This is a genomic window from Chelativorans salis (assembly GCF_025336525.1).
Classification (GTDB): Bacteria; Pseudomonadota; Alphaproteobacteria; order Rhizobiales; family Rhizobiaceae; genus Chelativorans; species Chelativorans salis.
In genome coordinates, this window is the sequence record NZ_JAOCZP010000002.1 from 678,985 (window position 1) to 701,866 (window position 22,882).

24 protein-coding genes and 1 tRNA gene are annotated in these 22,882 nt (G+C 64.0%); 10 read left to right on the plus strand and 15 right to left on the minus strand.

Annotated features, from left to right (window positions below; genetic code table 11):
* Positions 1-113 precede the first annotated feature (113 nt).
* Together N5A92_RS09280 and N5A92_RS09285 are read left to right on the plus strand one after the other, a co-directional pair.
* Positions 114-707 (plus strand): RNA polymerase sigma factor, encoded by a 594-nt coding sequence (locus N5A92_RS09280; protein WP_260902014.1) that lies wholly within the window; start codon positions 114-116, stop codon positions 705-707.
* A gap of 44 nt (positions 708-751) precedes the next feature.
* The gene (locus N5A92_RS09285) at positions 752-1,135 is read left to right on the plus strand and encodes a VOC family protein (RefSeq protein WP_260902017.1); all 384 of its coding nucleotides are present in this window, start codon (positions 752-754) and stop codon (positions 1,133-1,135) included.
* A gap of 21 nt (positions 1,136-1,156) precedes the next feature.
* Here the strand turns inward: N5A92_RS09285 and N5A92_RS09290 are convergent, their stop codons facing one another.
* Positions 1,157-1,666 (minus strand): GNAT family N-acetyltransferase, encoded by a 510-nt coding sequence (locus tag N5A92_RS09290; protein WP_260902018.1) that lies wholly within the window; start codon positions 1,664-1,666, stop codon positions 1,157-1,159.
* A 43-nt stretch (positions 1,667-1,709) separates the two neighbouring features.
* A complete protein-coding gene (locus N5A92_RS09295) occupies positions 1,710-2,135 on the minus strand; it encodes a GFA family protein (protein WP_260902020.1) in 426 nt (141 codons plus the stop codon).
* A 125-nt stretch (positions 2,136-2,260) separates the two neighbouring features.
* On the opposite strand from N5A92_RS09295, the gene N5A92_RS09300 reads away from it, so the two are divergent.
* Positions 2,261-2,947, plus strand: a complete 687-nt coding sequence (locus N5A92_RS09300; RefSeq protein ID WP_260902021.1) for an ATP-dependent Clp protease proteolytic subunit — start codon at positions 2,261-2,263, stop codon at positions 2,945-2,947.
* Here the strand turns inward: N5A92_RS09300 and N5A92_RS09305 are convergent, their stop codons facing one another.
* A complete protein-coding gene (locus N5A92_RS09305; RefSeq protein WP_260902024.1) occupies positions 2,948-3,790 on the minus strand; it encodes a universal stress protein in 843 nt (280 codons plus the stop codon).
* Between the two features lie 84 nt (positions 3,791-3,874).
* Entirely contained in the window at positions 3,875-4,615 is a 741-nt protein-coding gene (locus tag N5A92_RS09310) for a competence/damage-inducible protein A (protein ID WP_260902026.1), read from the minus strand.
* 181 nt (positions 4,616-4,796) lie between these two features.
* Here N5A92_RS09310 and wrbA point away from each other — a divergent pair, with 181 nt between their 5' ends.
* Positions 4,797-5,396, plus strand: a complete 600-nt coding sequence (wrbA, locus tag N5A92_RS09315; protein ID WP_260902028.1) for an NAD(P)H:quinone oxidoreductase — start codon at positions 4,797-4,799, stop codon at positions 5,394-5,396.
* Between the two features lie 90 nt (positions 5,397-5,486).
* On the opposite strand, the gene N5A92_RS09320 is transcribed toward wrbA, so the two are convergent.
* Positions 5,487-5,572 (minus strand) — tRNA-Leu (locus N5A92_RS09320).
* Between the two features lie 242 nt (positions 5,573-5,814).
* Between N5A92_RS09320 and N5A92_RS09325 the strand changes: the two genes are divergently transcribed.
* Entirely contained in the window at positions 5,815-6,888 is a 1,074-nt protein-coding gene (locus N5A92_RS09325; RefSeq protein WP_260902031.1) for a GGDEF domain-containing protein, read from the plus strand.
* A gap of 113 nt (positions 6,889-7,001) precedes the next feature.
* Entirely contained in the window at positions 7,002-7,655 is a 654-nt protein-coding gene (locus N5A92_RS09330; protein ID WP_260902034.1) for a YiaD family glycine zipper/OmpA-like lipoprotein, read from the plus strand.
* A 9-nt stretch (positions 7,656-7,664) separates the two neighbouring features.
* Here N5A92_RS09330 and N5A92_RS09335 read toward each other — a convergent pair whose 3' ends face one another.
* Complete coding sequence (locus N5A92_RS09335; protein ID WP_260902036.1) at positions 7,665-8,588, minus strand: pseudouridine-5'-phosphate glycosidase; 924 nt, start codon at positions 8,586-8,588, stop codon at positions 7,665-7,667.
* 23 nt (positions 8,589-8,611) lie between these two features.
* Complete coding sequence (locus tag N5A92_RS09340) at positions 8,612-9,550, minus strand: carbohydrate kinase family protein (protein WP_260902038.1); 939 nt, start codon at positions 9,548-9,550, stop codon at positions 8,612-8,614.
* A gap of 214 nt (positions 9,551-9,764) precedes the next feature.
* Between N5A92_RS09340 and recA the strand changes: the two genes are divergently transcribed.
* Positions 9,765-10,850: a recombinase RecA gene (gene recA / locus N5A92_RS09345; protein WP_260902040.1), complete on the plus strand. Its 1,086-nt coding sequence runs from the start codon at positions 9,765-9,767 to the stop codon at positions 10,848-10,850.
* A 166-nt stretch (positions 10,851-11,016) separates the two neighbouring features.
* On the opposite strand, the gene N5A92_RS09350 is transcribed toward recA, so the two are convergent.
* Genes N5A92_RS09350 through N5A92_RS09365 form a run of 4 tightly spaced genes read right to left on the minus strand, consistent with a single transcriptional unit; the run spans position 11,017 to position 16,132 of the window.
* Positions 11,017-11,601: a sarcosine oxidase subunit gamma family protein gene (locus tag N5A92_RS09350; RefSeq protein ID WP_260902042.1), complete on the minus strand. Its 585-nt coding sequence runs from the start codon at positions 11,599-11,601 to the stop codon at positions 11,017-11,019.
* Positions 11,594-14,584, minus strand: coding sequence for a sarcosine oxidase subunit alpha family protein (locus N5A92_RS09355; protein ID WP_260902044.1), 2,991 nt, complete (start codon positions 14,582-14,584; stop codon positions 11,594-11,596). The genes N5A92_RS09350 and N5A92_RS09355 overlap by 8 nt, the downstream gene beginning before the upstream one ends.
* Positions 14,581-14,862, minus strand: a complete 282-nt coding sequence (locus N5A92_RS09360) for a sarcosine oxidase subunit delta (RefSeq protein ID WP_260902046.1) — start codon at positions 14,860-14,862, stop codon at positions 14,581-14,583. Before N5A92_RS09360 ends, N5A92_RS09355 begins: the two co-directional genes overlap by 4 nt.
* Positions 14,863-14,872: 10 nt before the next feature.
* Positions 14,873-16,132, minus strand: a complete 1,260-nt coding sequence (locus tag N5A92_RS09365) for a sarcosine oxidase subunit beta family protein (RefSeq protein WP_260902048.1) — start codon at positions 16,130-16,132, stop codon at positions 14,873-14,875.
* A 248-nt stretch (positions 16,133-16,380) separates the two neighbouring features.
* On the opposite strand from N5A92_RS09365, the gene N5A92_RS09370 reads away from it, so the two are divergent.
* Complete coding sequence (locus N5A92_RS09370; protein ID WP_260902050.1) at positions 16,381-18,897, plus strand: GcvT family protein; 2,517 nt, start codon at positions 16,381-16,383, stop codon at positions 18,895-18,897.
* Positions 18,898-18,984: 87 nt separating this feature from the next.
* The gene (locus N5A92_RS09375; protein ID WP_260902052.1) at positions 18,985-19,806 is read left to right on the plus strand and encodes a DUF1194 domain-containing protein; all 822 of its coding nucleotides are present in this window, start codon (positions 18,985-18,987) and stop codon (positions 19,804-19,806) included.
* Between the two features lie 27 nt (positions 19,807-19,833).
* Here the strand turns inward: N5A92_RS09375 and N5A92_RS09380 are convergent, their stop codons facing one another.
* The 4 genes from N5A92_RS09380 to N5A92_RS09395 form a co-directional block, all read right to left on the minus strand.
* Positions 19,834-20,832: a GlxA family transcriptional regulator gene (locus N5A92_RS09380; RefSeq protein ID WP_260902054.1), complete on the minus strand. Its 999-nt coding sequence runs from the start codon at positions 20,830-20,832 to the stop codon at positions 19,834-19,836.
* A 187-nt stretch (positions 20,833-21,019) separates the two neighbouring features.
* Positions 21,020-21,151 carry a hypothetical protein gene (locus N5A92_RS09385; RefSeq protein WP_260902056.1) on the minus strand — a complete coding sequence of 44 codons (132 nt, stop codon included), beginning with the start codon at positions 21,149-21,151 and terminating at the stop codon, positions 21,020-21,022.
* Positions 21,152-21,425: 274 nt separating this feature from the next.
* The gene (locus N5A92_RS09390; protein ID WP_260902057.1) at positions 21,426-21,617 is read right to left on the minus strand and encodes a hypothetical protein; all 192 of its coding nucleotides are present in this window, start codon (positions 21,615-21,617) and stop codon (positions 21,426-21,428) included.
* 36 nt (positions 21,618-21,653) lie between these two features.
* Positions 21,654-21,983 (minus strand): hypothetical protein, encoded by a 330-nt coding sequence (locus N5A92_RS09395; protein WP_260902059.1) that lies wholly within the window; start codon positions 21,981-21,983, stop codon positions 21,654-21,656.
* Here N5A92_RS09395 and N5A92_RS09400 point away from each other — a divergent pair.
* The gene (locus N5A92_RS09400; RefSeq protein WP_260902061.1) at positions 21,967-22,869 is read left to right on the plus strand and encodes a LysR substrate-binding domain-containing protein; all 903 of its coding nucleotides are present in this window, start codon (positions 21,967-21,969) and stop codon (positions 22,867-22,869) included. The two genes, N5A92_RS09395 and N5A92_RS09400, sit on opposite strands and share 17 nt — an antisense overlap.
* Positions 22,870-22,882: the final 13 nt, after the last annotated feature.

The window sequence follows — 22,882 nt, forward strand, 5'->3', positions numbered from 1 at the left end:
CTGCGACGCACGTACCGCGCCGGGAATGCAGGGGGAATTAGCCGGAAAGGGGGGTGAAGCGCAAGGGCGGTGGGTTATGCTTGACGACGGATTTGCCGAAGGAACGGGGTTAGATGAGGACTGAGCACTACCGGAGGCTTCTCGCCGTCGCCCGGCGCTGTGTGCGGCGCGCGGACGGGGCGGAGGACCTGGTGCAGGACGCTCTGCTCGAAGCTGTCAGGCACGGCCGGCACGATCTGGCCGAAGCCCGGAACATGAGCTGGATCGCCGGCGTCATCTGCAACCGCGCGCGCATGAATGCACGCGGGGCTGTACGGGCGAGGGCCCGTGAGGGTGCATGGCATGCGCTTCAGGCGGAAACGGCAGTGCAGGGTGTGCCGGAGAAGCCGATGGCGATCCTCGACGGATTGCCCCGCGCGCTGAAGGCGGTGGCGGCACTGGCGCTCAGCGGGCATAACCGGCGGGAGGTCGCCTATCTTCTCAACCTGTCCGATACAGCGCTCAGGCAGCGCATTGCCGCCCTGAAGCGCCATCTCGCAAGCCGGGGCATCGAAATGCCCCGGGATATGCCGGGGCTCAGCCTCGATCTCCACTATGGCCGCATCCGTGATGCCCTTCTGCCAGGTCTCCTGAGGCACGGCGGCATGTTTGCCAGCCACGATCCCGACGGGCATCTTTTCATCGTCAAGCGCTCACAAAATCCATAGCGGCGGCAACCGAGGGCGTAGCAGAAACAAAAGGAGCCTTGCAAATGGCCTTCAAACCAAAACGTGCCAGTATCGTCTTCTACGTCTCGGATATCGCGCGCACGGAAAGCTTCTACAACGAAACCCTCGGCCTCGACCTCCAGCGCCAGGAGGGCGCTGAGCCCTTCTGGCTGTCGGGCGCCCTTGAAGACGGACTTGAGATCGTGTTCTTCCAGATGGAGGGCCGGCGCGGCGACACGCCAGCTCTGGTCTTCGACGTGACGGAAGGGGGTATCGACGACATCGTCGCCGACCTCGCCGCCAAAGGCGTGACCATCGTCACACCGGTATCAGAGGCGCCTGGTGGCTGGAGCGCCGACTTTCTGGATCCGGATGGCTTTGGCCTCGGGCTGTGGCAGGCAGAAGACAAGCCGCGGTCGCTGAGATAGGCGGCAGGAGAACTGGGCGTTTCAGGCGGGTGCGTATAGCGGCAGAGCCATCAAAAGCTCGTCGTGGTAGTGCGCACCCACCTTCAGCGCCCGCTTTTCCATGCCGTACTGGACGAAGCCGGCGCGGATATAGAGGCGGATTGCTGCTTCGTTGGAAGTGGCGACCGTGAGCTTCACCTCCTCGACCGCGCCCCTGGCCTCCTCGATCACACGGGCCACGAGAGCATCCGCCAGACCGGTTCGGCGCGCCTGCGGGCGCACATACATGCCCCAAAGGATGCCTTTGTGCCTTTCCTTCAGGCCTCCCTGCACCGCCAGACCGGCCGCCCCCACCAAGCTCCCGTCGTTCGCCAACCCACCGAAGACGGCACTGCGCTCCAACCTGTCGGCAAACCATGCCGCCGGCCTTTGCTTCTCCTCCTCCCAGGAAGCGCCGAAAGCCTCCGGGTGGGCGCGCAGGCCTTCGAGCCGCAGGATGCGGAAGCCTTCCGCGTCGGCCCTGCCCAAGCGGCGGATTGCGAAGGGCGGCATTTGAGATGGAGGTCCGTTCATCGTCATCGGGCCGGGAAAATGTCTATGCGTTGCGAATGAACCGAAGGACACCGGCAAGGCCGTTGGCCTTTCCTCCGTCGGAGGGGTGGTTGACGCCGTCGTTTACCGGCACCTCCTCGAAGTCGAAGGGGCTAATGCCCTCAAGACAGGCGACGTTGACGCCGTACTCGTTGGGGTTCGAGCGCCGCTGATGATGGGTGTAGATGCCGCACTTCGAGCAGAAGTAGTGTTTCGCCGTCCCGGTGTTGAACTGGTAGAGGTTGAGCGCGTCTTCGCCTTCGATGATCTCGATGCCGCCGACATTGGCCGTGACGGCGACGGCACCGCGCATGCTGCAATAGGAGCATGTGCAGCGGCGGGCGCTATGAAGGCCCTCGCTCAGCCGGACGCGAAAGCGCACCGCTCCACAGTGGCATGCGCCGTCGATTTCGGTGATGTCGCGATCCATCGGCAGTATCGACAATCTCAAGCGGGATGGAGGGATGTCAAAATATAGACATGTTTAGAGGGTTGGTAAAGTCGCTCCATATATATGTGAATAATAATATATTTATATAATTTAATGGATTAAAAATGAAAATTTTTTCATTTATAATGTATATGCTGGCTGCGATCCTTGCCTCTTCTTCGTCGCGGTCCGAGGTTATAGCCTCCACTCCTGAAGATGACGATATTCGTAAGGCGGCGGAGATCGCAAAGATATACTATTTAGTGGAAATGACGGTTGGCAACGCTTCAGAGCTCGTGCAATCTATTGACAGATTAAATGAGAATTACAAATCCCTAAAGAAGATATATGTTTACATAAACAGCTATGGCGGCGATCTTGATGCCGGAAAGATGGCGTACTGGGCAATCAAAAGTTCTCAAACGCCGGTGACCGTTGTAAATCTGTCTATGGTCGCTTCCGCCGCCTCGGTCATGTTCTGTGGTGCGGAGGAGAGGCTTTCGCTGAGGGGCGGAACCTTCCTTCTTCATCCCCCAAGCACCTGGGTCGACGCCGCCTACATACAGCCTGATCGATTGAACGCCGCCCAGGAACTTCTGAATGCTTACAGGGATTCGATTGCCGACATTTATAGAGAATGCCTGTCGGTTTCCGGCGAGGAGATAGAAAAGCTCCTTTACAGCGAAAACGACAGGCTTGTTCTCTCGCCCGCCCAAGCAAGAGAGACGGGGCTCGTTACGGGCCTGGAAAACAGCATTGTGGATGCCCCGGTCTCCATCGTCATAAAAGATTCAGAGCAAGGTCAAAACTGACTACCGCGCCATCAAAACCGGCGCTGTCATCGACTGCAGCATGGTGCGGGTGACGCCGCCGAAGACGAATTCGGAAAGTCTGGAGCGGCCGAAAGCGCCCATGACCAGGAGATCGGCATCCGTTTCGGCCAGCCGGTTGGCGATTACGTCGCCGTGGGACAGGCCGGCCGAGTGCTCGGCCCGCGTCGTCACATCGAGGTCGTGGCGGGCGAGCGAGGCGGCGATTGCCGCGCCCGCAAGGCCGGCGTCCTGCTGCAGCGTGTCGCGGGCGTCGACGGTCAGCACCTCGACCTTGCCAGCCTCCTTCATGAGCGGCAGAGCATCGAAGGCCGCGCGGGCTGCTTCCTTGCTGCCGTTCCAGGCCACGACCACCTCCTTGAAAGGAACGCTGCGGCCCTTGAAGGTGTAGGGCACAAGCAGGACGGGTCGGCCGCTTTCGAATATCAGCGCCTCGACGTCAGCCGTCATTCGGCTGTCGGCGTCGGGGTCGTTCTGCTGGACGATCACCAGATCGGCCGTGCGCGCGCTCTCTATGCCGGAGACGGCCGAATCGCCTGAAACGCTTTCATAACCGCGCCATTCCGCCGCTACGCCTTCGGCCTGGGTGCGTTCCTCGAAGATGGCACGCAGCGCGGCGTGGCGCTGGGCGGCCTCCGCTTCCATCTCGACAGTAAAGTCCGCCATCGACCCACCCATGGGGGTGGCCATGGCGATAGGCAGCGCTTCAGCATGGAGGCCGATGACGTGGCTGTTGTGACGCGCGGCGAAGGGCAGGGCGAAATCCAGCACCCGCGGCGTATCGGCCTCGCCTTTCAAGATGACGAGCAGTGTCTTGTAGACCATGTAAGCCTCCATGGACGGCGACGTGGGGCGCCATTAGAGACGACCCGCCCGCGTTTGCCTTTGCCTTATGTCAACGGCGCCGGCTCAATTTCGTTTCAGCAGGGTCTCCAGCATCTCCTCGACTGCTTTCTTGGCTGCCCTTAGCGCCTCCTCCGAGCGGGAGCGGATGACGATCTCCGTCCAGAACCGGCCATCCTCGTATTTCGGGTAGGAGCCGATGATGGTCTCGCCGTGCGTCGTCTGGATGTCGCCCAGTGGTCCGCCGATCGTGCCTTCGGGCAGTGGCGAGGGGATAGCGACGGAGATCAGCTTTGCGCCTGTCTTCAGGCTTGGAATCACGCTGTCGAGCATGGCCTGGAAGATGGCCGGCACACCCGCCATCACGTAGACGTTGCCGATGGAAAAGCCCGGGGCCACGGAGATCGGATTGGCGATATGGGCGGCACCCTCGGGCATGCGTGCCATGCGCTTGCGCGCTTCGGAGAATTCGATGCCGCGCTTGGCGAAATGCTCCTCCAGAAGGCGATATGCCTCCCGTTCGTAGCCGCAAGGCACGCCGAAGGCGGCGGCGATGGCGTCGGCTGTGATGTCGTCGTGGGTGGGCCCGATGCCGCCGGTGGTAAAGACGTAGGTGTTGCGCGCGCGCAGCCCGTTGACCGCCTCGACGATGGCTTCCTGATCGTCGGGGACGACGCGCACTTCCCTGAGATCGATGCCGACGGCCGTCAGCATGTCGGCCAGGTGCCCGATGTTCTTGTCCTTGGTACGGCCGGACAGGATTTCGTCGCCGATCACCACCATTGCCGCCGTAATGATTTCGCTCATCGCGCGTTTTCTCCGTCAACCTCCGTCAGATAGCTGCATCGCGCTTCCGCGGCAATGGACGGCAAATGGTGAACACTGTGTCGACCGACGATGGCGTTTCATCGCCTGCTGCTGCGCATACATCGGGCAAGGGCGCCGCACCCGGCGCCGCCCATGAGATTTTCAAGGAGCAGAAAAGACGATGACGAAAATTTTGGTTCTTTATTATTCGAGCTGGGGCCACATGGAGCAGATGGCGCGGGCGGCGGCAGAGGGCGCTCGCGAGGCGGGCGCCGATGTGACGGTCAAGCGCGTGCCTGAGCTGGTGCCCCGGGAAGTGGCCGAGAAAGCCGGCTACAAGCTTTACCAGGAAGCGCCGGTGGCCGAGCCGTTGGAAGTGGCAGATTATGACGGCGTCATCTTCGGCATACCGACGCGCTTCGGCCTGATGTCTTCGCAGATGAAGAATTTCCTCGATCAGATGGGCCCGCTGTGGATGGAGGGGAAGCTGGTCAACAAGACCGCCACCATCATGAGCTCCACCGCCACACAGCACGGCGGTGCGGAGATGACAGTGGTGACGTCGCAGATTCCCCTGCAGCATCTGGGTATGATCATCGTCCCCTTGTCCTACGCCTACCAGGGGCAATCGGGCAACGACACAGTGCGTGGCGGCTCACCATATGGGATGACGACGAGCACCAACAGCGACGGCTCGCGCATGCCGTCCGAGCAGGAATTGGAGGGTGCGAAGTTCCAGGGCAAACGGATGGCCGAGATCACCGCGAAGCTGGCGGCCTGATCTCCGGTATTTGCGGGCGGCCGCCGGGACGCTCGTTCCTGAAGGCTCGGGGGCAGGGCGGCCTGCACCCGAAGCTTTAGGAGCAAAAGGTGGTGCGGACGGCGGGGATCGAACCCGCACGGGCAAAGCCCGAGGGATTTTAAGTCCCTTGCGTCTACCAGTTCCGCCACGTCCGCACGCGAGAACGCCTAGCCGCAGAACGCGGCGCGATCAAGCGATCGTGTGAGGAAGGCGCGGTTTACCACGATCCGGTGGAGGCGCGGCGGGCGGGCGGCCATGATTAACTCCGCGTTAGATCGGCTGCGTTAATTTGAAACAATTGTCAGTCGGGGGTGGTGCGGCGGGGACCGTACCGCCTTCGTAATTCAGCTTCGTGCCTCGGGGCGGGGCCACGACTTCGTGGAAGGTGAAGTAGGGCATGTCGCAAACGGCAAGCGTTTCGGAGGGAAGGGCCGACATTGCCACAACCATCGCGGCGTCCATGCGCCGCATGGGCGTCGTCGGCCTGCCGCGCAATTACGAGATCTTCTACGAGGTGCTGACCGGCTCCAACCGGGAAATGTGCGACGCCTTCGCCGCGCTCGGCAACCGTCCCACACAGGCCGCCCTCGACGAGTTGTCGCGTAAGTACTTCGCCCAGAGCAGCCGCCAGGCCATTGTCGAGAACGCTCAGGAGCAGATTGCCGTGCGGGCCGAGGAAATCCTCGGTCTCCTGGGCCGTGAGCGCACGTCGCTGGAGAAATTCGGCCTCATCCTGGACCAGACCTCCGGCGGCCTCGGCCGTCGGCAGGAGATTTCGGGCGACCTGTTGCAGAAGATCGTCGGCATCATGGCGACCGCCACCCAGACCACGCTCGACCAGGGGCGCCAGATCAGCCAGGCGATGGCCGAGAAGAGCGCCGAATTGGCGAAGGTGAAATCCAAGCTGGAACAGTACAAGCGCTTGGCCGACACCGACCCGCTCACCAAGATATGGAATCGCCGCGCCTTCGACCGCAAGCTGGCCGGAGTATGTTCGGACAAGCGGGCGGTCATGTTCCACGCCCTGGTCCTGGCCGATATCGACGGTTTCAAAGCCTTCAACGACCGCTACGGCCATCCCGTCGGCGACCGCATTCTGCAGATGGTGGCGCAGCTTATCGATACCAAGAGCGGGGCGGGGAGCTTTGTGGCGCGTACTGGTGGCGAGGAATTCGCCATCGTACTCGACGGGCTTTCGGAAGCGGCGGCCGAGGAGACGGCCGAACGCGTGCGCACGGCGATCGGCGAGGCCGATTTCGTCATCGGCCCGTCCTCGCGCGGCTTCGGCCCCATCACCGTCTCGCTCGGCCTGTGCATGGCTGCCGAGGCCAGCGATGCCGAGGACCTTTACGCCAAGGCCGACCGCGCGCTCTATGCCTCCAAGATCGGCGGGCGCGACCGCGTCACCTGTTTCTCCACACTTTCATCTGGCAAATTGACGAAAAACTGGCTCCTGTACCGGGCCGATTAGGGGCCTTGCCGTATTTCGCCGCATTTGTGTTAAAAGGGCTGCCCGGGGGACGTTCATTGGGATTCGTCGCTTTCGCGGTTGCGGGTCGATATTTGTCAGGAGAGGATGAGCTTATGTTCAGGAAAGTGATTGTGGTCGCCGCTGTGGCGGGTTTTGCAGCGGCTTGCACCACCGATCCCTATACGGGGCAGCAGAAGGTTTCCAACACCGCAGGGGGTGCGGCGCTCGGGGCACTGGCGGGGGCAGGCGCGGGCCTGCTCGCCGGCGGCGATGACCGGCGCAACGCACTGATCGGCGCTGGCATCGGCGCTTTGGCCGGCGGTGGCATCGGCGCCTATATGGACCAGCAGGAGGCGCAGCTTCGCGGTCAGCTCCAGGGCACCGGCGTCAGCGTGACCCGGCAGGGTGACTACATCGTTCTGAACATGCCTTCCAACATCACCTTCGCCACCGATTCGTCCTCCATCCAGCCGGCATTCTACCCGACGCTGAACTCGGTGGCGCTGGTCTTGAAGCGCTACAACCAGACGCTGGTCGACGTCTACGGCCACACCGATTCGACCGGCAGCTACGAGCACAACATGCAGCTTTCGCGCCAGCGCGCTCAGTCGGTGGCTGACTATCTCGTCGCCCAGGGCACGAACTCGCAGCGCTTCGCCGTCATCGGCCAAGGGCCGACCCAGCCCGTCGCCTCCAACGATACCCAGGAGGGCAGGCAGCAGAACCGGCGCGTGGAAATCCGCCTGGCGCCGCTCACCGCCGGCTAGCCGATCGCCTTATCCATCCTGCGCTGAAAGCGCCCTGGCAATGCGCGCCGCAAGGCGCGCATTGTTTTTGACGAGCGCGGTGTTCGTCTTCAGGCTGCGGCCGTCGGTGATCTCCAGGATACGAGCGAGCAGGAAGGGTGTGACGGCCTTGCCCGTCACGCCCTCGGCCACGGCGTCAGCCTGGGCACGGGCGATGAAGCCCTCCATCTCCGGCGCCGCTATCTCGTCTTCCTGCGGCACCGGATTTGCCACAAGCATGCCGCCGCCGATCTGCAGCGCTGCGCGCGTTTTCTGGAAGCGGGCGATTGCCTCCGGCGTGTCGAGCCGCAAGGGCGCCGGTAGCGACGAGCCGCGCGACCAGAAGGCGGGCATCACGTCCGTCCCGAACCCCACCACCGGCACGCCGCGCGTCTCCAGCACCTCCAGCGTCTTGGGGACGTCGAGAATGGCCTTGGCGCCGGCCGAGACCACGATGACCGGCGTACGCGCCAGTTCGTCGAGGTCCGCCGAAATATCGAAGTTCGTCTCCGCCCCCTTGTGCACGCCGCCGATGCCGCCGGTGGCGAAGACGGCGATGCCGGCCAGATGCGCGGCCATCATGGTGGCCGCCACCGTTGTGCCGCCACTCCGCCCCTCGGCGACCGCGAAAGCGAGGTCGGCGCGCGACAGCTTCATGGCATCTTTGCGCTGCGCCAGCGCCTGCCGCTCGCCTTCGGAAAGGCCGATCTTCAGCCGCCCGTCGATGACGGCGATCGTGGCCGGCACGGCGCCTCCTTCGGCGATGATCGCCTCCACCTCCGCCGCCATCTCGTCGTTCTGCGGCCAGGGCATGCCGTGGGTGATGATGGTGCTTTCCAGCGCCACCACGGCTCGGCCACCGGCAAGCGCCTCGGCGACCGGCGGATGGATGTCGATATGCGCGGTGAGCGACATGGGTTCTCCTGCTTCGATGTCTGTCAGACGGGCTTTGGCCGCGGCACGCGGGCGAGCGCAGACCGGAAGACCTCGTCGTCCATCCGCGGCGCGGCGTCCTCGCTCTCCACGGCGAGCTTCGCCGCCGCCATCCCTTCGCGCACCGCTTCCGCGAATGCAAGCCCGCGCATCAGGGCGGCCACCGTCGCGCCGGCAAGCGCGTCTCCCGCGCCAGTCACGTCGGCTATGCGGTCGACGGGCGGCGGGGCGATCTCCAAGAAGTCGCCATGCCGGAAGCAAAGGGCAGGCCCCCCGCCGGCCGTGATCACGCCAGCCTGAAGCCCCATTTCCGCAAGAGCCTTCGCCACGGCGAGCGGCGGTGTCTCCTCTGCCACGCCCACCAGGCAGCAGGCTTCCCGCCGATTCATGAATAGGCAGGAAAGGGAGGGGATGACAGGCACCAGCCGAACTACCTTGGCCGGCGAGACGGCGATCGCATGGATCGGCTTTCCCGCCGCCAGCGCGACGAGCCTCTCGATCGCCTCCGCCGGCATATTGGCATCGCAGAGCAGCGCCTCGGCCCCGGCGCCCGCATCGCGCACCTTGGAGCGCCGCACCTGCTTTAAGAAGCCGTGCTCGTAGAGCGCCATGTCGGCAAGCCCGGTAACGAGATCGCCAGATTCGGTAAGGATCGCCGTATAGCTCGGCGTCGTGCGATCGAGGAAGGTTGCCGAAAGATCCTCGATGCCCGCCGCCTCGATAGCCTCGGCCACCGTCTCGCCCGCCGCATCGCCGCCCCTGAGCGACAGAAGCGAAACCGCCGCCCCCCGCTGCACGGCCGCCCGTGCGGCATTGAAGGCGCCGCCGCCGATCTCCTCGCGCATGATGCCTGGATTTGAGGCCTCGGCCACATGGGCACCCGTGACACGGCCCCTGCGGTCGACATGCGCACCGCCGACGGCGAGAAGGCGCGGCTGCGTCATGGCGTTATCCCGCTTGCGTTGGAAACGCGTTCATTTGTCTCAAAAACACTGCGCATTTTTCGCTCCGAGGCGGAAACAAAAATAGAACAAGATGAGATTACCCTTTGAAAACAGAAACATGTTCCCTATTGCCAAAACGGAACAAAAGAGGTACACAAAAATATAGGGAAATTGGCCCGCGCGGCTTCCATTGACGTTAGAGGGGTGTTGTAACATGGCTCAGAATTCGTTGCGGCTTGTAGAGGAAAAGTCGGTGGATAAATCCAAGGCATTGGACGCGGCGCTTTCGCAGATCGAGCGGGCCTTCGGCAAGGGCTCGATCATGCGGCTGGGCGCCAATGACAAGGTCGTCGAGATCGAGACCATCCCTACCGGCTCGCTGGGCCTCGATATCGCGCTCGGCGTCGGCGGCCTGCCGCGCGGGCGTATCATCGAGATTTACGGCCCGGAAAGCTCGGGTAAGACGACGCTGGCGCTCCACACTGTCGCCGAGGCGCAAAAGAAGGGTGGCATTTGCGGCTTCGTTGACGCCGAGCACGCCCTCGATCCGGTCTATGCGCGCAAGCTGGGCGTGGATCTGGAAAACCTGCTCATCTCGCAGCCCGACACGGGTGAGCAGGCGCTGGAGATTTGTGACACGCTGGTGCGCTCGGGCGCGCTCGATATCATCGTCGTCGATTCGGTGGCTGCGCTCACGCCGCGCGCCGAGATCGAGGGAGAGATGGGCGATTCACTCCCCGGCATGCAGGCCCGCCTGATGAGCCAGGCGCTCAGAAAGCTGACGGCTTCCATCTCGCGCTCCAACACCATGGTCATCTTCATCAACCAGATCCGCATGAAGATCGGCGTTATGTTCGGCTCGCCGGAGACGACGACGGGCGGCAACGCACTGAAGTTCTATGCTTCCGTGCGCCTCGACATTCGCCGCATCGGTGCGGTCAAGGACCGGGACGAGACCGTCGGCAACCAGACCCGCGTCAAGGTCGTCAAGAACAAGCTGGCTCCGCCTTTCAAGCAGGTCGAGTTCGACATCATGTACGGCGAGGGCGTGTCGAAGACAGGCGAACTGATCGATCTCGGCATCAAAGCCGGCACGGTCGAAAAATCGGGCGCCTGGTTCTCCTACAACTCCCAGCGCCTCGGCCAGGGGCGTGAGAACGCCAAGCAGTTCCTGCGCGATAATCCTGAAGTTGCGCGTGAAATCGAACTGACCTTGCGGCAGAATGCCGGGCTGATCGCCGAGCAGTTCCTCGACGAGGCCCGCGGCGACGACGATCTGGACGACGCCGCCGAAGGTTGAGCCTCGCCCTTCCCACAAACGGGAGGGGGATCATGTCGCGCTCGACCGTGCTTCCCTCCCCCTTGGGGGAGGGATTGAGGATGGGCGAGCCGAGCAAAGACTCCCGCTGCTGAACATCATTGACGAAAGTGAAGGCGGTGCAGGCTTTTTTGCACCACTGCAGCCCTTATCGCACCTCGTAGCCCGTCTCCTCCGCCGCCGCACACAGCTCCTGCCAGAAAGCGCGGGCGAAGGAGCGGAAGACGTAGATGTCGAACTGCTCACCGCCCGTTCGCTGGATTTGGGCGAAGATGTCATGATGGGCGGTGGCGCGGCCTTCTCCGACAGGAAAGGCGGCGGGCGAGAAATCGAGCGCGAAGAGTTTCGAAAGCACCCATTCGGCACGCGGGCCGGCGATACGCAGCGCAGCACGGCCATGGGAAAGGTCGGTGACGGTGCCCATGTCGAGCGATATGGCAGCTTGCAGCTTCGTGCTCAGCCCTTCAGCCCCGGCAACGAGATAGCGCCCCGGCCCGATGGAGAACGCCACAGCGCCGCCGCCCACCACCCCGGCACCCGGCGCGGCGGGAAGTGAGAGACCGGTGACCGTTTCGATGGCACCCGAAAGTGCCACGGCACTGCCAGGCCAGGCTGCGGCCTCGGCGATCGTGACGGGAGTGGCCTCGGTGAGCGTCACGCCGGGACCTTCGGCGAGATTGCCATAGGTGCCGGGGCGGAAGGCCTCGCCCAGGGGGGAGATGCGCTCAACCATGCATGCGGCTCCCTTCCGGATCGAAGAAGTGGTGGCTGACGATCTCGACCGGCCCGAAGCGCTTTCTCAGCGCATCGGAAACGAAGGCGCGCGTGCCATGCCGTGCCTTGCCGCCCTTGACCAGCGCCAGGCCTATATATTTCGAAAGCGCCGGCGAATAGCAGAAGGCGGTGATGTGGCCGATGCTTTCGCCCAAATCCTCAAGGCTACCTTTTTCCACAATATGCGCGCCGCCGCCGAGCGGCTGGCCGTCCAGCGAGACGACGCCAACGAGGCGGATGCGGTTCTTGTCGATGAGGCCCTCGCGGTCCATGAGGGCGGAGCCGATGAAGGGCTTTTTCTTGGACAGCATCCAGTCGAGATAAAGGTCGCGCGCCGTCGTGCGGCCATCGATCTCCGCGCCTGTCACGTGGCCCTTCTCGATACGCAGCGTACCCAGCGCCTCCATCCCGTAGGGCGTGATGCCGAAAGGCTCACCGGCCTCCATCAGCGCCTCCCACACATGTGTGCCGTGGCCGGCGCCGCAATAGACCTCGTAGGCAAGCTCGCCGGAGAAGGAGAGGCGGCAGATCATCACCGGCGCACCGGCGATCTCACCATGCACGATTCCCATGAAAGGCAAGGTCTCGTTGTCGACCTTCGAGCGGGTGACGCAAGCTTCCAGCATCTTGCGGGCGTTCGGCCCGCCCACCGCGGCACCCGCCCACTGGTCGGTGACGGAGGTAAGGTGCACCCTCAGGTCCGGCCACACCACATCGAGGAAATATTCCAGATGCTGCATCACATTGCCGGCGTTCGCCGTCGTGGTGGTCATCAGGAAGTCGTGCTCGCCGAGCCGCCATGTCGTGCCGTCGTCGAATGCGATGCCGTCCTCGCGCAGCATCAGGCCGTAGCGCGCCTTGCCGACGGCGAGCGTGGAAAACATGTTGGTGTAGACGCGGTCGAGGAATTCCGCCGCGTCCGGCCCCTTGACGGCGATCTTACCGAGCGTGGAGACGTCGACGATGCCGACCGAGGCACGCACGGCGGCGGCCTCGCGAATGTAAGCCTGTTCGACCGTCTCACCAGGATCGCCATAGATCATCGGCCGGTGCCACAGGCCGACCTCCATCATGCGCGCGCCGCGCTCAACGTGCCAGTCGTGTATGGGAGTGAGGCGGTCGGGTTTGAAGTGCTGGTGCTTCTCCGCCGCCAGGGAGCCGATGGAAACGGGCGAAAAGGGCGGCCGGAAGCGGGTGGTGCCGACATCGGGGATTGGCAGGCCGCGTGCGTCGGCCATGATGGCGAGCCCCGGCACGTTGGAGGTCTTGCCCTGGTCGGTTGCCATGCCCAGCGTGGTGTAGCGCTTCAGGTGCTCGACGGAAACAAAGCCCTCGCGGTGAGCGAGCCGCACATCGTCGGCCGTCACGTCATTCTGCAGGTCGACAAAGGCTTTGCCGTCCGCCTTGATTTCAAAGACCGGGGCGGGATTCACCTCAAGCGCAGGCGCGGCGACCTCCGGCAGCTTGGCGCGCGAGGCCTTTTTGCTTGCGGCGGCCAGACCGGCGTCGCGGCCCGTCGACAGCGCTTCCGCCGTCGTCATCGCTCCGGTGAAGGCGCCGGCGCCCGTCCATTCCTGCGTCGGCTCCGGCGGCAGGAAGGCGTTGAGCCTGCCGTCCCAGGCGGGGTTGCGGCCGGCTTGGCTTGCCAGGTGGATCGCCGGCGACCAGCCACCGGAAACGGCAAGGCAATCGGCCTCGACGGGCCGCACGTCGCCGGACAGGCGGCCGGTGGCGGCGTCGAAACGCTGCACCATGATCTTCGTCAGCCGCTTGCCGGCGGTGCCCACCACCGCGTGGCCAAGAAGCGGCACCACGCCCGCTTCCTCGGCGAGCCCTCGCGCCGCAGCGGAAATCTCCGGCCGCACGTCAATAATGGCGATCACAGCACCGCCCGCCTTCTTTAAGGCCGCGGCGGCGCGATAGGCGCTGTCGTTGTTGGTGAAGACGGCGACCTTCTCGCCCGGCACGACGCCGAACTGGTTGGCATAGCGCTCGGCCGCCCCGGCAAGCATGACGCCCGGCCGGTCGTTGCCGGGAAAGACAATCGGCCGCTCGAATGCGCCGGTGGCGAGCACCACCTTCTCCGCGCGTATCGACCAGTGCCGGTGGCGCGGCGCGCCTGGGGGGCGCGCGGCCAAATGGTCACCGACACGCTCGAGCGCGGCCAGATTGTTACCGTCGTAATAGCCCCAGACGGTGGTGCGCGTCAGAAGCCGGACATTGTCCATGGCGGCGAGCCGCTCCGCCATTGTCTTTGCCCATCCGGCCGCCGGCTTGCCGTCGATCGTTTCACCCGACCAGTTGGCGGCGCCGCCGGCGCGCGGCTCCTGCTCGGCCAGGATGACGCGCCTTCCCCCTTTGGCGGCAGCCTCGGCCGCCATCAGTCCGGCCGGCCCGGCACCCAACACCAGCACATCGCAAAAGGCGTTCATGCGCTCGTAGCGGACAGGATCCTTGTCGTAGCCGGCACGGCCGAGCCCCGCCGCTCGGCGGATGAAATGTTCGCAGACCATCCAGAAGCGGGTGCCCTTGATCGGGCCGACGACCGGGCCCATGAAGGTCTTGTAGTAGAAGCCGGCGCCGAAGAGGGGCCCGGCGAGCTGGTTCAGGGCGCTGATATCGTAGTCGAGCGAAGGGAAGCGGTTCTGGCTCTCGGCCTCCAGACCCTCGTAAAGCTCGATCTGCGTTGCCGGGATGTTCGGCTCGCGCACGCCGTCCTTGAAGACCGTCACCAGCGCGTTCGGCTCGTCGACGCCGGCGGTGTAGACGCCGCGGGGTCGGTGGTACTTGAAGGAGCGGCCGACAAGCGTGATGCCGTTCGCCAGGAGGGCGGAGGCGAGCGTGTCGCCGGCACAGCCGGTATAGGTCTTGCCGTCGAAGGTGAAGCGGACGGTGCGGCTGCGGTCGATGAGCCCGCCGGTTGAAGTGCGGCGCGCGCTCATGGCTTCCCGGCACCTTCGTTCAGCGCCGCGCGGGCGAAGGCGACGGCCTGGATCTCGTGGGTCAGCGTGTCACGCGTGACGAGGAGATGCGTCCGGCAGCCACCCGCGTGCTGCCAGTATTCGCTGTGTCGGCCTGCAGGGTTCGACCGGTTGTAGACGTAGTCGTGCCAGGCCTTAACATCGGTGGAAGCGGGGTCGGGGCGTGTGCGCGTGGCGTCGCCCTGGTAGGAAAACTCCGACACGTCGCGAGGGCCGCAATGGGGGCAGGGGATCAGCATGCTTCTTACCTCAATGCAGCTTCGGCGTGGGCCCCTGGCCCTTTTCATCGAGAATGGCGCCGCGCTCGAAGCGCGACAGCGTGAAGGGCGCGTTGATCACGTGCGGCTCGTCCTTGGCGATGGTCCAGGCGAAGGAGAAGCCCGAGGCGGGCGTTGCCTTGAAGCCGCCGTAGCACCAACCGCAATTCAGATACATGCCCGGCAGCGGCCCCTTGGTGATGATCGGCGAGCCGTCCATGGACATATCCATGACACCGCCCCAGGAGCGCAGGAGGCGCAGGCGGGCGACGGCCGGGAACATCGCCACCATCTCACCCATCACCTCCTCGACGAGCGGCAGGTTGCCGCGCTGGGCATAAGAATTGTAGCCGTCGAGGTCGCCGCCGAACACGAGCCCGCCCTTGTCCGATTGGGACATATAGAGATGGCCGCCGCCGAAGGTGACGACGCAGTCGACATAGGGCTTTATGGCCTCGGTGACGAAGGCCTGCAGCACGTGGCTCTCGATGGGGAACCGGTCTATGCCCGCCATCGCCATCAGGTGGCTGGTGCTTCCCGCGACGGCGACGGCGACTTTCCTGGCGCGTATCTCGCCGCGCGTGGTGGTGACGCCGACAATCTTCTCGCCCTCGCGCAGGAAACCCGTCACCGCACAGTTTTCGACGATATCGACGCCACGCCGGTCAGCCGCCCGCGCGTAGCCCCAGGCCACCGCGTCGTGCCGCGCTGTTCCGGCGCGCGGCTGCAGGAGGCCGCCGATCACGGGGAAGCGGGCGGAGCGTGAAAGGTCGACGCCCGGCACCTTGCGGGCGATCTCGTCCCGCGTCAGCCACACCCCGTCGCCGCCTCCGTGGAGCATGGCGTTGCCGCGGCGGATATAGTCGTCGGCCTGGGATGGCGAATGAGCGAGATTCAGGATGCCGCGCTGGGAGAACATCACGTTGTAGTTCAGTTCGTGCGACAGGTTTTCCCACAGCTTCACCGAGAAATCGTAGAAGCGGACGGATTCGGGCAGGAGATAGTTCGAGCGCACGATGGTGGTGTTGCGGCCGATATTGCCGGAGCCGAGCCAACCCTTCTCCAACACCGCGACGTTGGCAACGCCGTGCTCCTTGGCAAGATAATAGGCCGTCGCTAGGCCATGCCCGCCTCCGCCGATGATGATGACGTCATAGCCCGGTTTCGGCTCCGGCTTGCGCCAGGCCGGCTTCCAGTTCCGATTGCCGGTCAGTGCGTTTTTTAGAAGCGAAAGCGCAGAATATTCTGCCATGGAGGCCGCCGTCTGTTCCCACGGGTCAGGAAGCTATAGGGCAGCAGCGGGCGCGAAGGCAAATAATACGCCATGGGTTTTCACAGGGACGACCTGCCGCCGCTGTACGTCTGCCACGTCGCCCGGTGCCCAAGTCGTAGGGCGGTTGCGGCGTGTCGCAAACAAGCGATTGCCGCATGGACCGGCGTCGACATACTGGTTGTCGAAAAGATCGGGTTGCGGTTTCAACTCACCAGGACAAGGGCATCATGAAATCCCAGGCACGCGCAGTCGTCATTGGTGGAGGCGTGGTCGGCGTCTCCACGCTCTATCATCTGGCCAAGAAAGGCTGGTCGGATGTCGTCCTCGTCGAGCGCAAGGAGCTGACCTCCGGCTCCACTTGGCATGCCGCCGGTCTCCTGCCGCTCTTCAACATGAGCTACTCGGTCGGCCAGATCCACAAATACTCGGTGAAGTTCTACCAGGAACTTCAGCGCGAGACCGGCATGAATGTCGGCTTCACCCAGTGCTCGAACATCCGGCTGGCCCGCACCAAGGACCGCTGGGACGAGTACATGTATTACGCCGGCATCGCCGAGACGATCGGGATACCCGTCAATATCCTCACGCCGAGCCAGGTAAAGGAGATCTGGCCGCTGTGCGAGACCGAGGGCCTCCTGGGTGCCATCCAACATCCCGACGACGGCTATATCCAGCCTGCCGACCTCACGCAGGCGCTCGCCAAGGGCGCGCGCGATCACGGTGCAACCATCTACCGCAACACCGCCGTCACCGCCATCGAGCAGCAGCCGGACGGGCAGTGGCTGGTAAAGACCGACAAGGGCGATATCCTTGCCGAGCACGTGGTCACGGCCACCGGCAACTTCGCCCGGAAGACGGGCCAGATGGTGGGGCTCGATGTCCCGGTCATCCCGGTCGAGCACCAGTACATCGTCACCGAGCCGCACCCGGCCATCGTTGAGCGCAAGAAACAGGGCCTGCCGGAGATGGGCGTGCTCAGGGAAAGCGACTCCTCCTGGTACATGCGCGAGGAAAATGGTGGCCTTTTGCTCGGCCCCTACGAGGCTGGCGCTCCCTGCTGCTATGTCGACGGCCCATCCGAGGACAGCGAGTACGAGCTTTTTCAGGAGGACCTCGACCGCCTCATGCCGCATGTGGAGACGGCCATCGAGCGTGTGCCGGCCTTCGGCGAGGTGGGCATCAAGAAGATCTACAACGGCGCCATCGCCTACACGCCCGACGGCTCACCCATCATCGGGCCGGCGCCGGGGCTGAAGAATTTCTGGCTCAACGAGGGGCACTCCTTCGGCGTCACCGCCGCCGGCGGCGCCGGCTGGCAGCTTGCCGAATGGATCGTCGAGGGCGAGCCGTCCATCGATATGATGGGCGTCGACCCGCGCCGCTTCGGCCCCTATGCGACCGAAGGCTATCTCAGGGAGAAGAACGAGGAGGCCTATGCCAACGTCTTCACCGTGCACTATCCGGACGAGGAGCGGGCGGCTGCAAGGGCATTGAAGACGACGCCTTGCTATGGCCGGATGAAGGAACATGGCGCCGTCTTCGGCTCCGTCTACGGCTGGGAGCGGCCCAACTGGTTCGCTCCGGCGGGCTATCGCGTGCCCGAGGGGGAGTTGGGTGTCGGCGCCGACGTGCTCATGAAGCACAATCATGCGCCCGCGCTCGAAGACGGTCGCATCGTGGAGAAATGGTCGTTCCGCCGCTCCAACTATTTCGAACATGTCGGCAACGAGGTGAGGAACGTTCACGAGAACGTCGGCTTGCTCGACATGTCGGCTTTCGCCAAATGCTGGGTCAGCGGACCCGGCGCAGAGGCGTGGCTGAACAGCATCTTCGCCAACCGCATTCCGAAGAAGAACGGGCGCATCGCCCTTTGCCATCTTTTAACGAAGAACGGCGGCGTGCGCTCCGAATTCACCGTCTATCGGCAGCCGCAGGGCTTCTATCTCGTCTCGGCGGGCGCCTTCGAGGCGCATGACCACGACACGCTGATGAAACTTTTGCCCGACGACGGCAGCGTGCGCATGGTTCCCGTCACCACCCACTGGGGCGTGCTTGTGCTGGCAGGGCCAAAGAGTCGGGACGTGCTCGGGAAGCTCACCCGCGCCGACCTCTCCAACGCCGCCTTCCCGTGGCTCACCGGCCAGCGGGTTTCCATCGGCAATGCAACGGCGCATGCGTTGCGCGTCAATTTCGTGGGCGAGCTCGGCTGGGAACTGCACCATCCCATGGAGATGCAGAACACCATCTTCGACATGGTGATGGAGGCCGGTGCGCGGTTCGGCATCAAACCGTTTGGCATCCGCGCTATGACAGCGATGGCCATCGAGAAGAGCTACCGGCTCATCCCACGTGAACTTTCGATCGAATACACGGCCTGGGAAAGCGGGCTCGACCGCTTCGTGCATCCCGACAAGGGGGAGTTCATCGGCCGCGAAGCGCTTGTCGCCCAGCGCGAGAAAGGGCTTGGCTGGAAATACGTCACGCTCGAGGTGCACGATGTGACCGACGCCGACGCCCGCGGCAACGAGGCGATCTACCGTGACGGCCAGCTCGTCGGCCGCGCCACCCACGGCGCCTACGGCTGGCGGGTGGGAAAATCGCTGGCGCTCGCCATGGTGCGGCCGGAGCACGCGGGCGAGGGGACGCGGCTCGATATTAAGATTCTAGGCAAGCTCCACGCGGCGACCGTGATCGCGGAAAGCCCGTTCGACCCGGAAAATATGGCGTTGAGGGCAGACGGCTGAGGCGTGGCTTTCCAGACATCTCGCAAAAGTGAACGGGATTTCGCCGTAGCGGATTGCCGCGTTCCGCGCTTCACGTAAACTCGTTCCATGTCGACTGCGGGATGGTACTGGCGCAAGCTGCTCTTTGGCGCGCTCGTCGCGCTGGTTCCGGCTTGCGCCCATGCGCAGGAAGCCGTGGATGTCGAACTCGCGCTGGGCGTCGACGTATCGCTGTCCATGTCGCCGGCCGAGATGAGCATTCAGCGCGAGGGTTATGCGGCCGCGCTTACCCATGAAACGGTGATCCAGGCCATCGAAGCCGGCATGCACGGCCGCATCGCGATTGCGTATTTCGAGTGGGCGGGGGACTTCTCCCACCGCGTCGTCGTGCCGTGGACGGTCATCGCGTCGGCCGAGGACGCGGCGCTTGTATCCGAACGGCTCAACGTCAATCCGCCCACCAGCGCCCGGCGCACCTCGATCTCCGGTGCCATACACTTCGCTGCAGATCTCTTCGCCGAAAGCGGCTTCCGTGGTGAGCGCCGCATCCTCGACATTTCCGGCGACGGGCCCAACAACCAGGGCCCACCCGTTACAGAGGCGCGCGACCGCCTTGTGGCCGCTGGCATCACCATCAACGGCCTGCCGCTGATGACCAATGACGGGCTCACCACCGCCTATGACGTTGAGGATCTGGACATCTATTACCGCGAGTGCGTGATCGGCGGACCGGGCGCATTCATGATCCCGGTCAACGAGTGGTCGCATTTTCCCGAGGCCGTTCGCCGCAAGCTGGTGATCGAGCTTGCAGGCAAAACCCCACGCTCCCTCCGCCCACCAGTGGTCGCGGCGCAGGCGGCGCCGTCCTATGACTGTATGGTCGGCGAGAGGATGTGGCAGAACCGCAGTTGGATTTGGCGGGAGCCATAAGGCGCCTCCGCCGCCTCGGAGAAGGGGCTACGCCGCGATAAGCTGCTTGCGTTCAGCGCGCTCCTGCTGCGGTGAGCGGGCGTAGAGCTCCCGGTAGCACTTGGAGAAATGCGAAGCGGATACGAAGCCGCAGGCAACCGCCACTTCCACCACGGGCATCGTCGACTGGATGAGCAGATGCCTGGCGCGGTCCAGCCGGATCTCCAGATAATAGCGCGCCGGCGACCGGCCCATCTCCTGGCGGAACAGGCGTTCGATCTGGCGTCGCGACAGACCGACCGCCTCCGCCACTTCCACCAGCGACAGGGGCTCCGAAAGATTGGCTTCCATCAACTCGATGATGGTCAGCACCTTCGAGTTCTGCACGCCAAGGCGCGCCCTCAACGGCAGGCGCTGCCGGTCTGAGGGGCTGCGCACCCGGTCCGTCAGCAGTTGCTCGCACACGCGATTAACGATGTTGTCGTCGAAATCCTCGCCGATAAGGTGGAACATCATGTCCATGGCCGCCGTGCCGCCGGCGCAGGTATAGATGTTGGCGTCGATTTCGAAGAGATCGGCGAAGACGTTGGCTTTGGGGAACTTTTCGGCAAAGCCCGGCAGGTTCTCCCAATGGATGGCGCAGCGTTTGTCGGAGAGCAGCCCGGCAGCGGCCAGGATTTGCGCGCCCGTGCACAAGCCGCCAAGCGCCACACCGCGGTTATATTCCTCGCGCAGCCAGGCGAAGACCGACTTGTTGACATAGTTCTCAATGCCGAGGCCGCTGCACACCACCACCATGGTGGGTCTGTCGCGGCCGGTCATCTTCTGCCGTTCGTCGGCAAGGGAGGAATCGACCGCCACCTCAACCCCGTTGGACGCCCGCACCGGCCGGCCGTCGACGCTGGCAAGGCGCCAGCCATAGGCCTCGTAACCGGCCATGCGGTTGGCTGCCCTGAGCGGCTCCAGCGCGGTCGCGAAGGCGACCATCGTGAAGTCGGGCACAAGGAAGAACACCAGCGATCTCTTAAACTGCTTTTCGTCCTGCATCCCGGCCTCCTGCGTGTCCTCGCGCGCCGAACGTGATGTCGCTAACAGAAAAGCCTGCGCCGGAAAAGCCTTGTCTGTCAATGCAGTGCGCAAGCGCATAAAGAGGATTTTTTGCAGGCAGCAAAAATGCCGCACCGGCCATCCGATGCGGCGTTTTCGCTGGTGCCGTCTGCCAGCACGAAAACTGTCAGTTGATGAGGAAGCCCAGGCGTAGGGCCGCCAGGGCTCCTGTCTCGCCCGGCATGGTGTTTTGCAGGCGCTCGCGGGGCGTCCGGCGTTGTTCGCGTCTGCCCCCGCGAAGGAAGTGGATGAGTTTCATGCTCGTCTCCATCATATCGTATCGGCTCTCGAACGAGCGCCTTCTCACGCGTGCGATGGAGTGGGGCGGCTCGTCTTGCCGGCCCTTCTAAGCCCCATCGAGACTGACCGACGCGGAAAATGCGAAGCGGCCGTTAGGAAATGCGACACGGGCTGGCAACATCATCGCCTTTCGGTGTCGGGTTTGCGCCGCACCGGCTTGCGGCCTGTGCGCGCATGCTCGCTAATGTCCTGGAACTCGCGGGCGAAATCGACCAGTGTCTTCAGATACCTCATCACAAGGCCTCCTTTTCTTCACGGTGTCGCGGCAACGTCTCGTCGGAGCGCTTCGCCGGCGACGAAGCGATCCCGTTCCGGGTGTCTGCGGGCCGGATATATGCGGGAAGGCTCCGGACGACCCGTTCGGTGCGTCGATGCTGCATGACTTCGACATACCCGGTGACGTAGTGGCTGAACATGTTGAACATGGTTCTTTCCCTTCCTCCGCAACGCCTGGGAGGCGGCTACCAGCGCCGCTCCCAAAGCGAATCCTTCGTACGCAACGGGGCGCGGCGGGTCTCGCCGCCGGGCCAGCCGATATCCTTCTGGATTTCAAGCGGCAGGTTGCTGATGAAACGGTCTGTGCGCTGGCGCTCCCAGAGCGCGATCCGGCGGCGCAGATAGTTGCTCACTGCGGTTTGAACAGACATGGGATGCTCCTCTCTTCGTCTCTCTTCACGCCTCACTGCGGCTTCGGTGTTGACTATCCCGCTTTTCTTGTGTTCAATCAAACGCAATGAAATGATGCTTTGGTTCAGGGAAATTGAAGGAAGAGAGATGAACGCCCCGCTCAACCACCCCCTGCCGCTGCTCGAGCTCGATGTTCTGCGCACTTTCGTGGCGATCGCCGAGACCGGCAGCTTCACCGCCGCCGCCAATGCCGTCTACCGCACGCCATCGGCCGTCTCCATGCAGATCAAGAAGCTGGAGGACATACTGGGACGCGCCGTCTTCACGCGCGACGCGCGTTCGGTGACGTTAACGGCGGATGGAGATCTGCTTCTAGGCTACGCGCGGCGCCTCCTGGCGCTCAACCGCGAGGCGGTCTCCAAATTCGTCATGCCGGACATCAGCGGCATCGTGCGGCTGGGCTCGCCGGACGATTTTGGCGAACGGGTGCTGCCGAGCGTCCTAAAGCGCTTCTCGCAGTCGCATCCGGCAATCGCCGTCGACGTGGTGATCGACCAGAGCGTGAACCTGAGAAAGCGCATGGCAAGCCGCCAGCTCGACATCACGCTTTTGTCGTGCTCCGGCGATGTGGAGCAGGAGCCGGGCGTAGAAATTCTCTTGACCGAGCCCATCGTGTGGGCCGGCACCAAGGGCGGCTGCGCCCACCTGCGCGAGCCGCTGCCTATTTCACTATGGGAGGAAGGTTGCGCCTGGCGCAATGCGGCGGTGAAGGCGTTGAGCGAGCAGGGGCGCGAGTACCGCGTCGCTTACATGAGCGCGCATACGGCCGGCCAGCGGGCAGCGATCCTCGGCGGGCTCGCCGTGGCGCCGCTGCCGAAGTCCTTTATCGGCGGCGATCTCGTGGAGCTCGGCCCGCAGGATGGCCTGCCGAAGATGGGCAACTATCATATCGGCATGGTGGTCGCGCCCGACGCCTCGGCCCCGGTGCGCGCCGCCGCCGACCACATCCGCGCCGCTTTCGAGCTGTTTCACGATACGGGGCGGTTCTGAGGCTTTTGCAATT

Coding starts and splice junctions, on each gene's coding strand:
- N5A92_RS09280 (WP_260902014.1), top strand. CDS start 114: ATGAGGACTGAGCACTACCGGAGGCTTCTCGCCGTCGCCCGGCGCTGT.
- N5A92_RS09285 (WP_260902017.1), top strand. CDS start 752: ATGGCCTTCAAACCAAAACGTGCCAGTATCGTCTTCTACGTCTCGGAT.
- N5A92_RS09290 (WP_260902018.1), bottom strand. CDS start 1,666: ATGCCGCCCTTCGCAATCCGCCGCTTGGGCAGGGCCGACGCGGAAGGC.
- N5A92_RS09295 (WP_260902020.1), bottom strand. CDS start 2,135: ATGGATCGCGACATCACCGAAATCGACGGCGCATGCCACTGTGGAGCG.
- N5A92_RS09300 (WP_260902021.1), top strand. CDS start 2,261: ATGAAAATTTTTTCATTTATAATGTATATGCTGGCTGCGATCCTTGCC.
- N5A92_RS09305 (WP_260902024.1), bottom strand. CDS start 3,790: ATGGTCTACAAGACACTGCTCGTCATCTTGAAAGGCGAGGCCGATACG.
- N5A92_RS09310 (WP_260902026.1), bottom strand. CDS start 4,615: ATGAGCGAAATCATTACGGCGGCAATGGTGGTGATCGGCGACGAAATC.
- wrbA (WP_260902028.1), top strand. CDS start 4,797: ATGACGAAAATTTTGGTTCTTTATTATTCGAGCTGGGGCCACATGGAG.
- N5A92_RS09325 (WP_260902031.1), top strand. CDS start 5,815: ATGTCGCAAACGGCAAGCGTTTCGGAGGGAAGGGCCGACATTGCCACA.
- N5A92_RS09330 (WP_260902034.1), top strand. CDS start 7,002: ATGTTCAGGAAAGTGATTGTGGTCGCCGCTGTGGCGGGTTTTGCAGCG.
- N5A92_RS09335 (WP_260902036.1), bottom strand. CDS start 8,588: ATGTCGCTCACCGCGCATATCGACATCCATCCGCCGGTCGCCGAGGCG.
- N5A92_RS09340 (WP_260902038.1), bottom strand. CDS start 9,550: ATGACGCAGCCGCGCCTTCTCGCCGTCGGCGGTGCGCATGTCGACCGC.
- recA (WP_260902040.1), top strand. CDS start 9,765: ATGGCTCAGAATTCGTTGCGGCTTGTAGAGGAAAAGTCGGTGGATAAA.
- N5A92_RS09350 (WP_260902042.1), bottom strand. CDS start 11,601: ATGGTTGAGCGCATCTCCCCCCTGGGCGAGGCCTTCCGCCCCGGCACC.
- N5A92_RS09355 (WP_260902044.1), bottom strand. CDS start 14,584: ATGAGCGCGCGCCGCACTTCAACCGGCGGGCTCATCGACCGCAGCCGC.
- N5A92_RS09360 (WP_260902046.1), bottom strand. CDS start 14,862: ATGCTGATCCCCTGCCCCCATTGCGGCCCTCGCGACGTGTCGGAGTTT.
- N5A92_RS09365 (WP_260902048.1), bottom strand. CDS start 16,132: ATGGCAGAATATTCTGCGCTTTCGCTTCTAAAAAACGCACTGACCGGC.
- N5A92_RS09370 (WP_260902050.1), top strand. CDS start 16,381: ATGAAATCCCAGGCACGCGCAGTCGTCATTGGTGGAGGCGTGGTCGGC.
- N5A92_RS09375 (WP_260902052.1), top strand. CDS start 18,985: ATGTCGACTGCGGGATGGTACTGGCGCAAGCTGCTCTTTGGCGCGCTC.
- N5A92_RS09380 (WP_260902054.1), bottom strand. CDS start 20,832: ATGCAGGACGAAAAGCAGTTTAAGAGATCGCTGGTGTTCTTCCTTGTG.
- N5A92_RS09385 (WP_260902056.1), bottom strand. CDS start 21,151: ATGAAACTCATCCACTTCCTTCGCGGGGGCAGACGCGAACAACGCCGG.
- N5A92_RS09390 (WP_260902057.1), bottom strand. CDS start 21,617: ATGTTCAACATGTTCAGCCACTACGTCACCGGGTATGTCGAAGTCATG.
- N5A92_RS09400 (WP_260902061.1), top strand. CDS start 21,967: ATGAACGCCCCGCTCAACCACCCCCTGCCGCTGCTCGAGCTCGATGTT.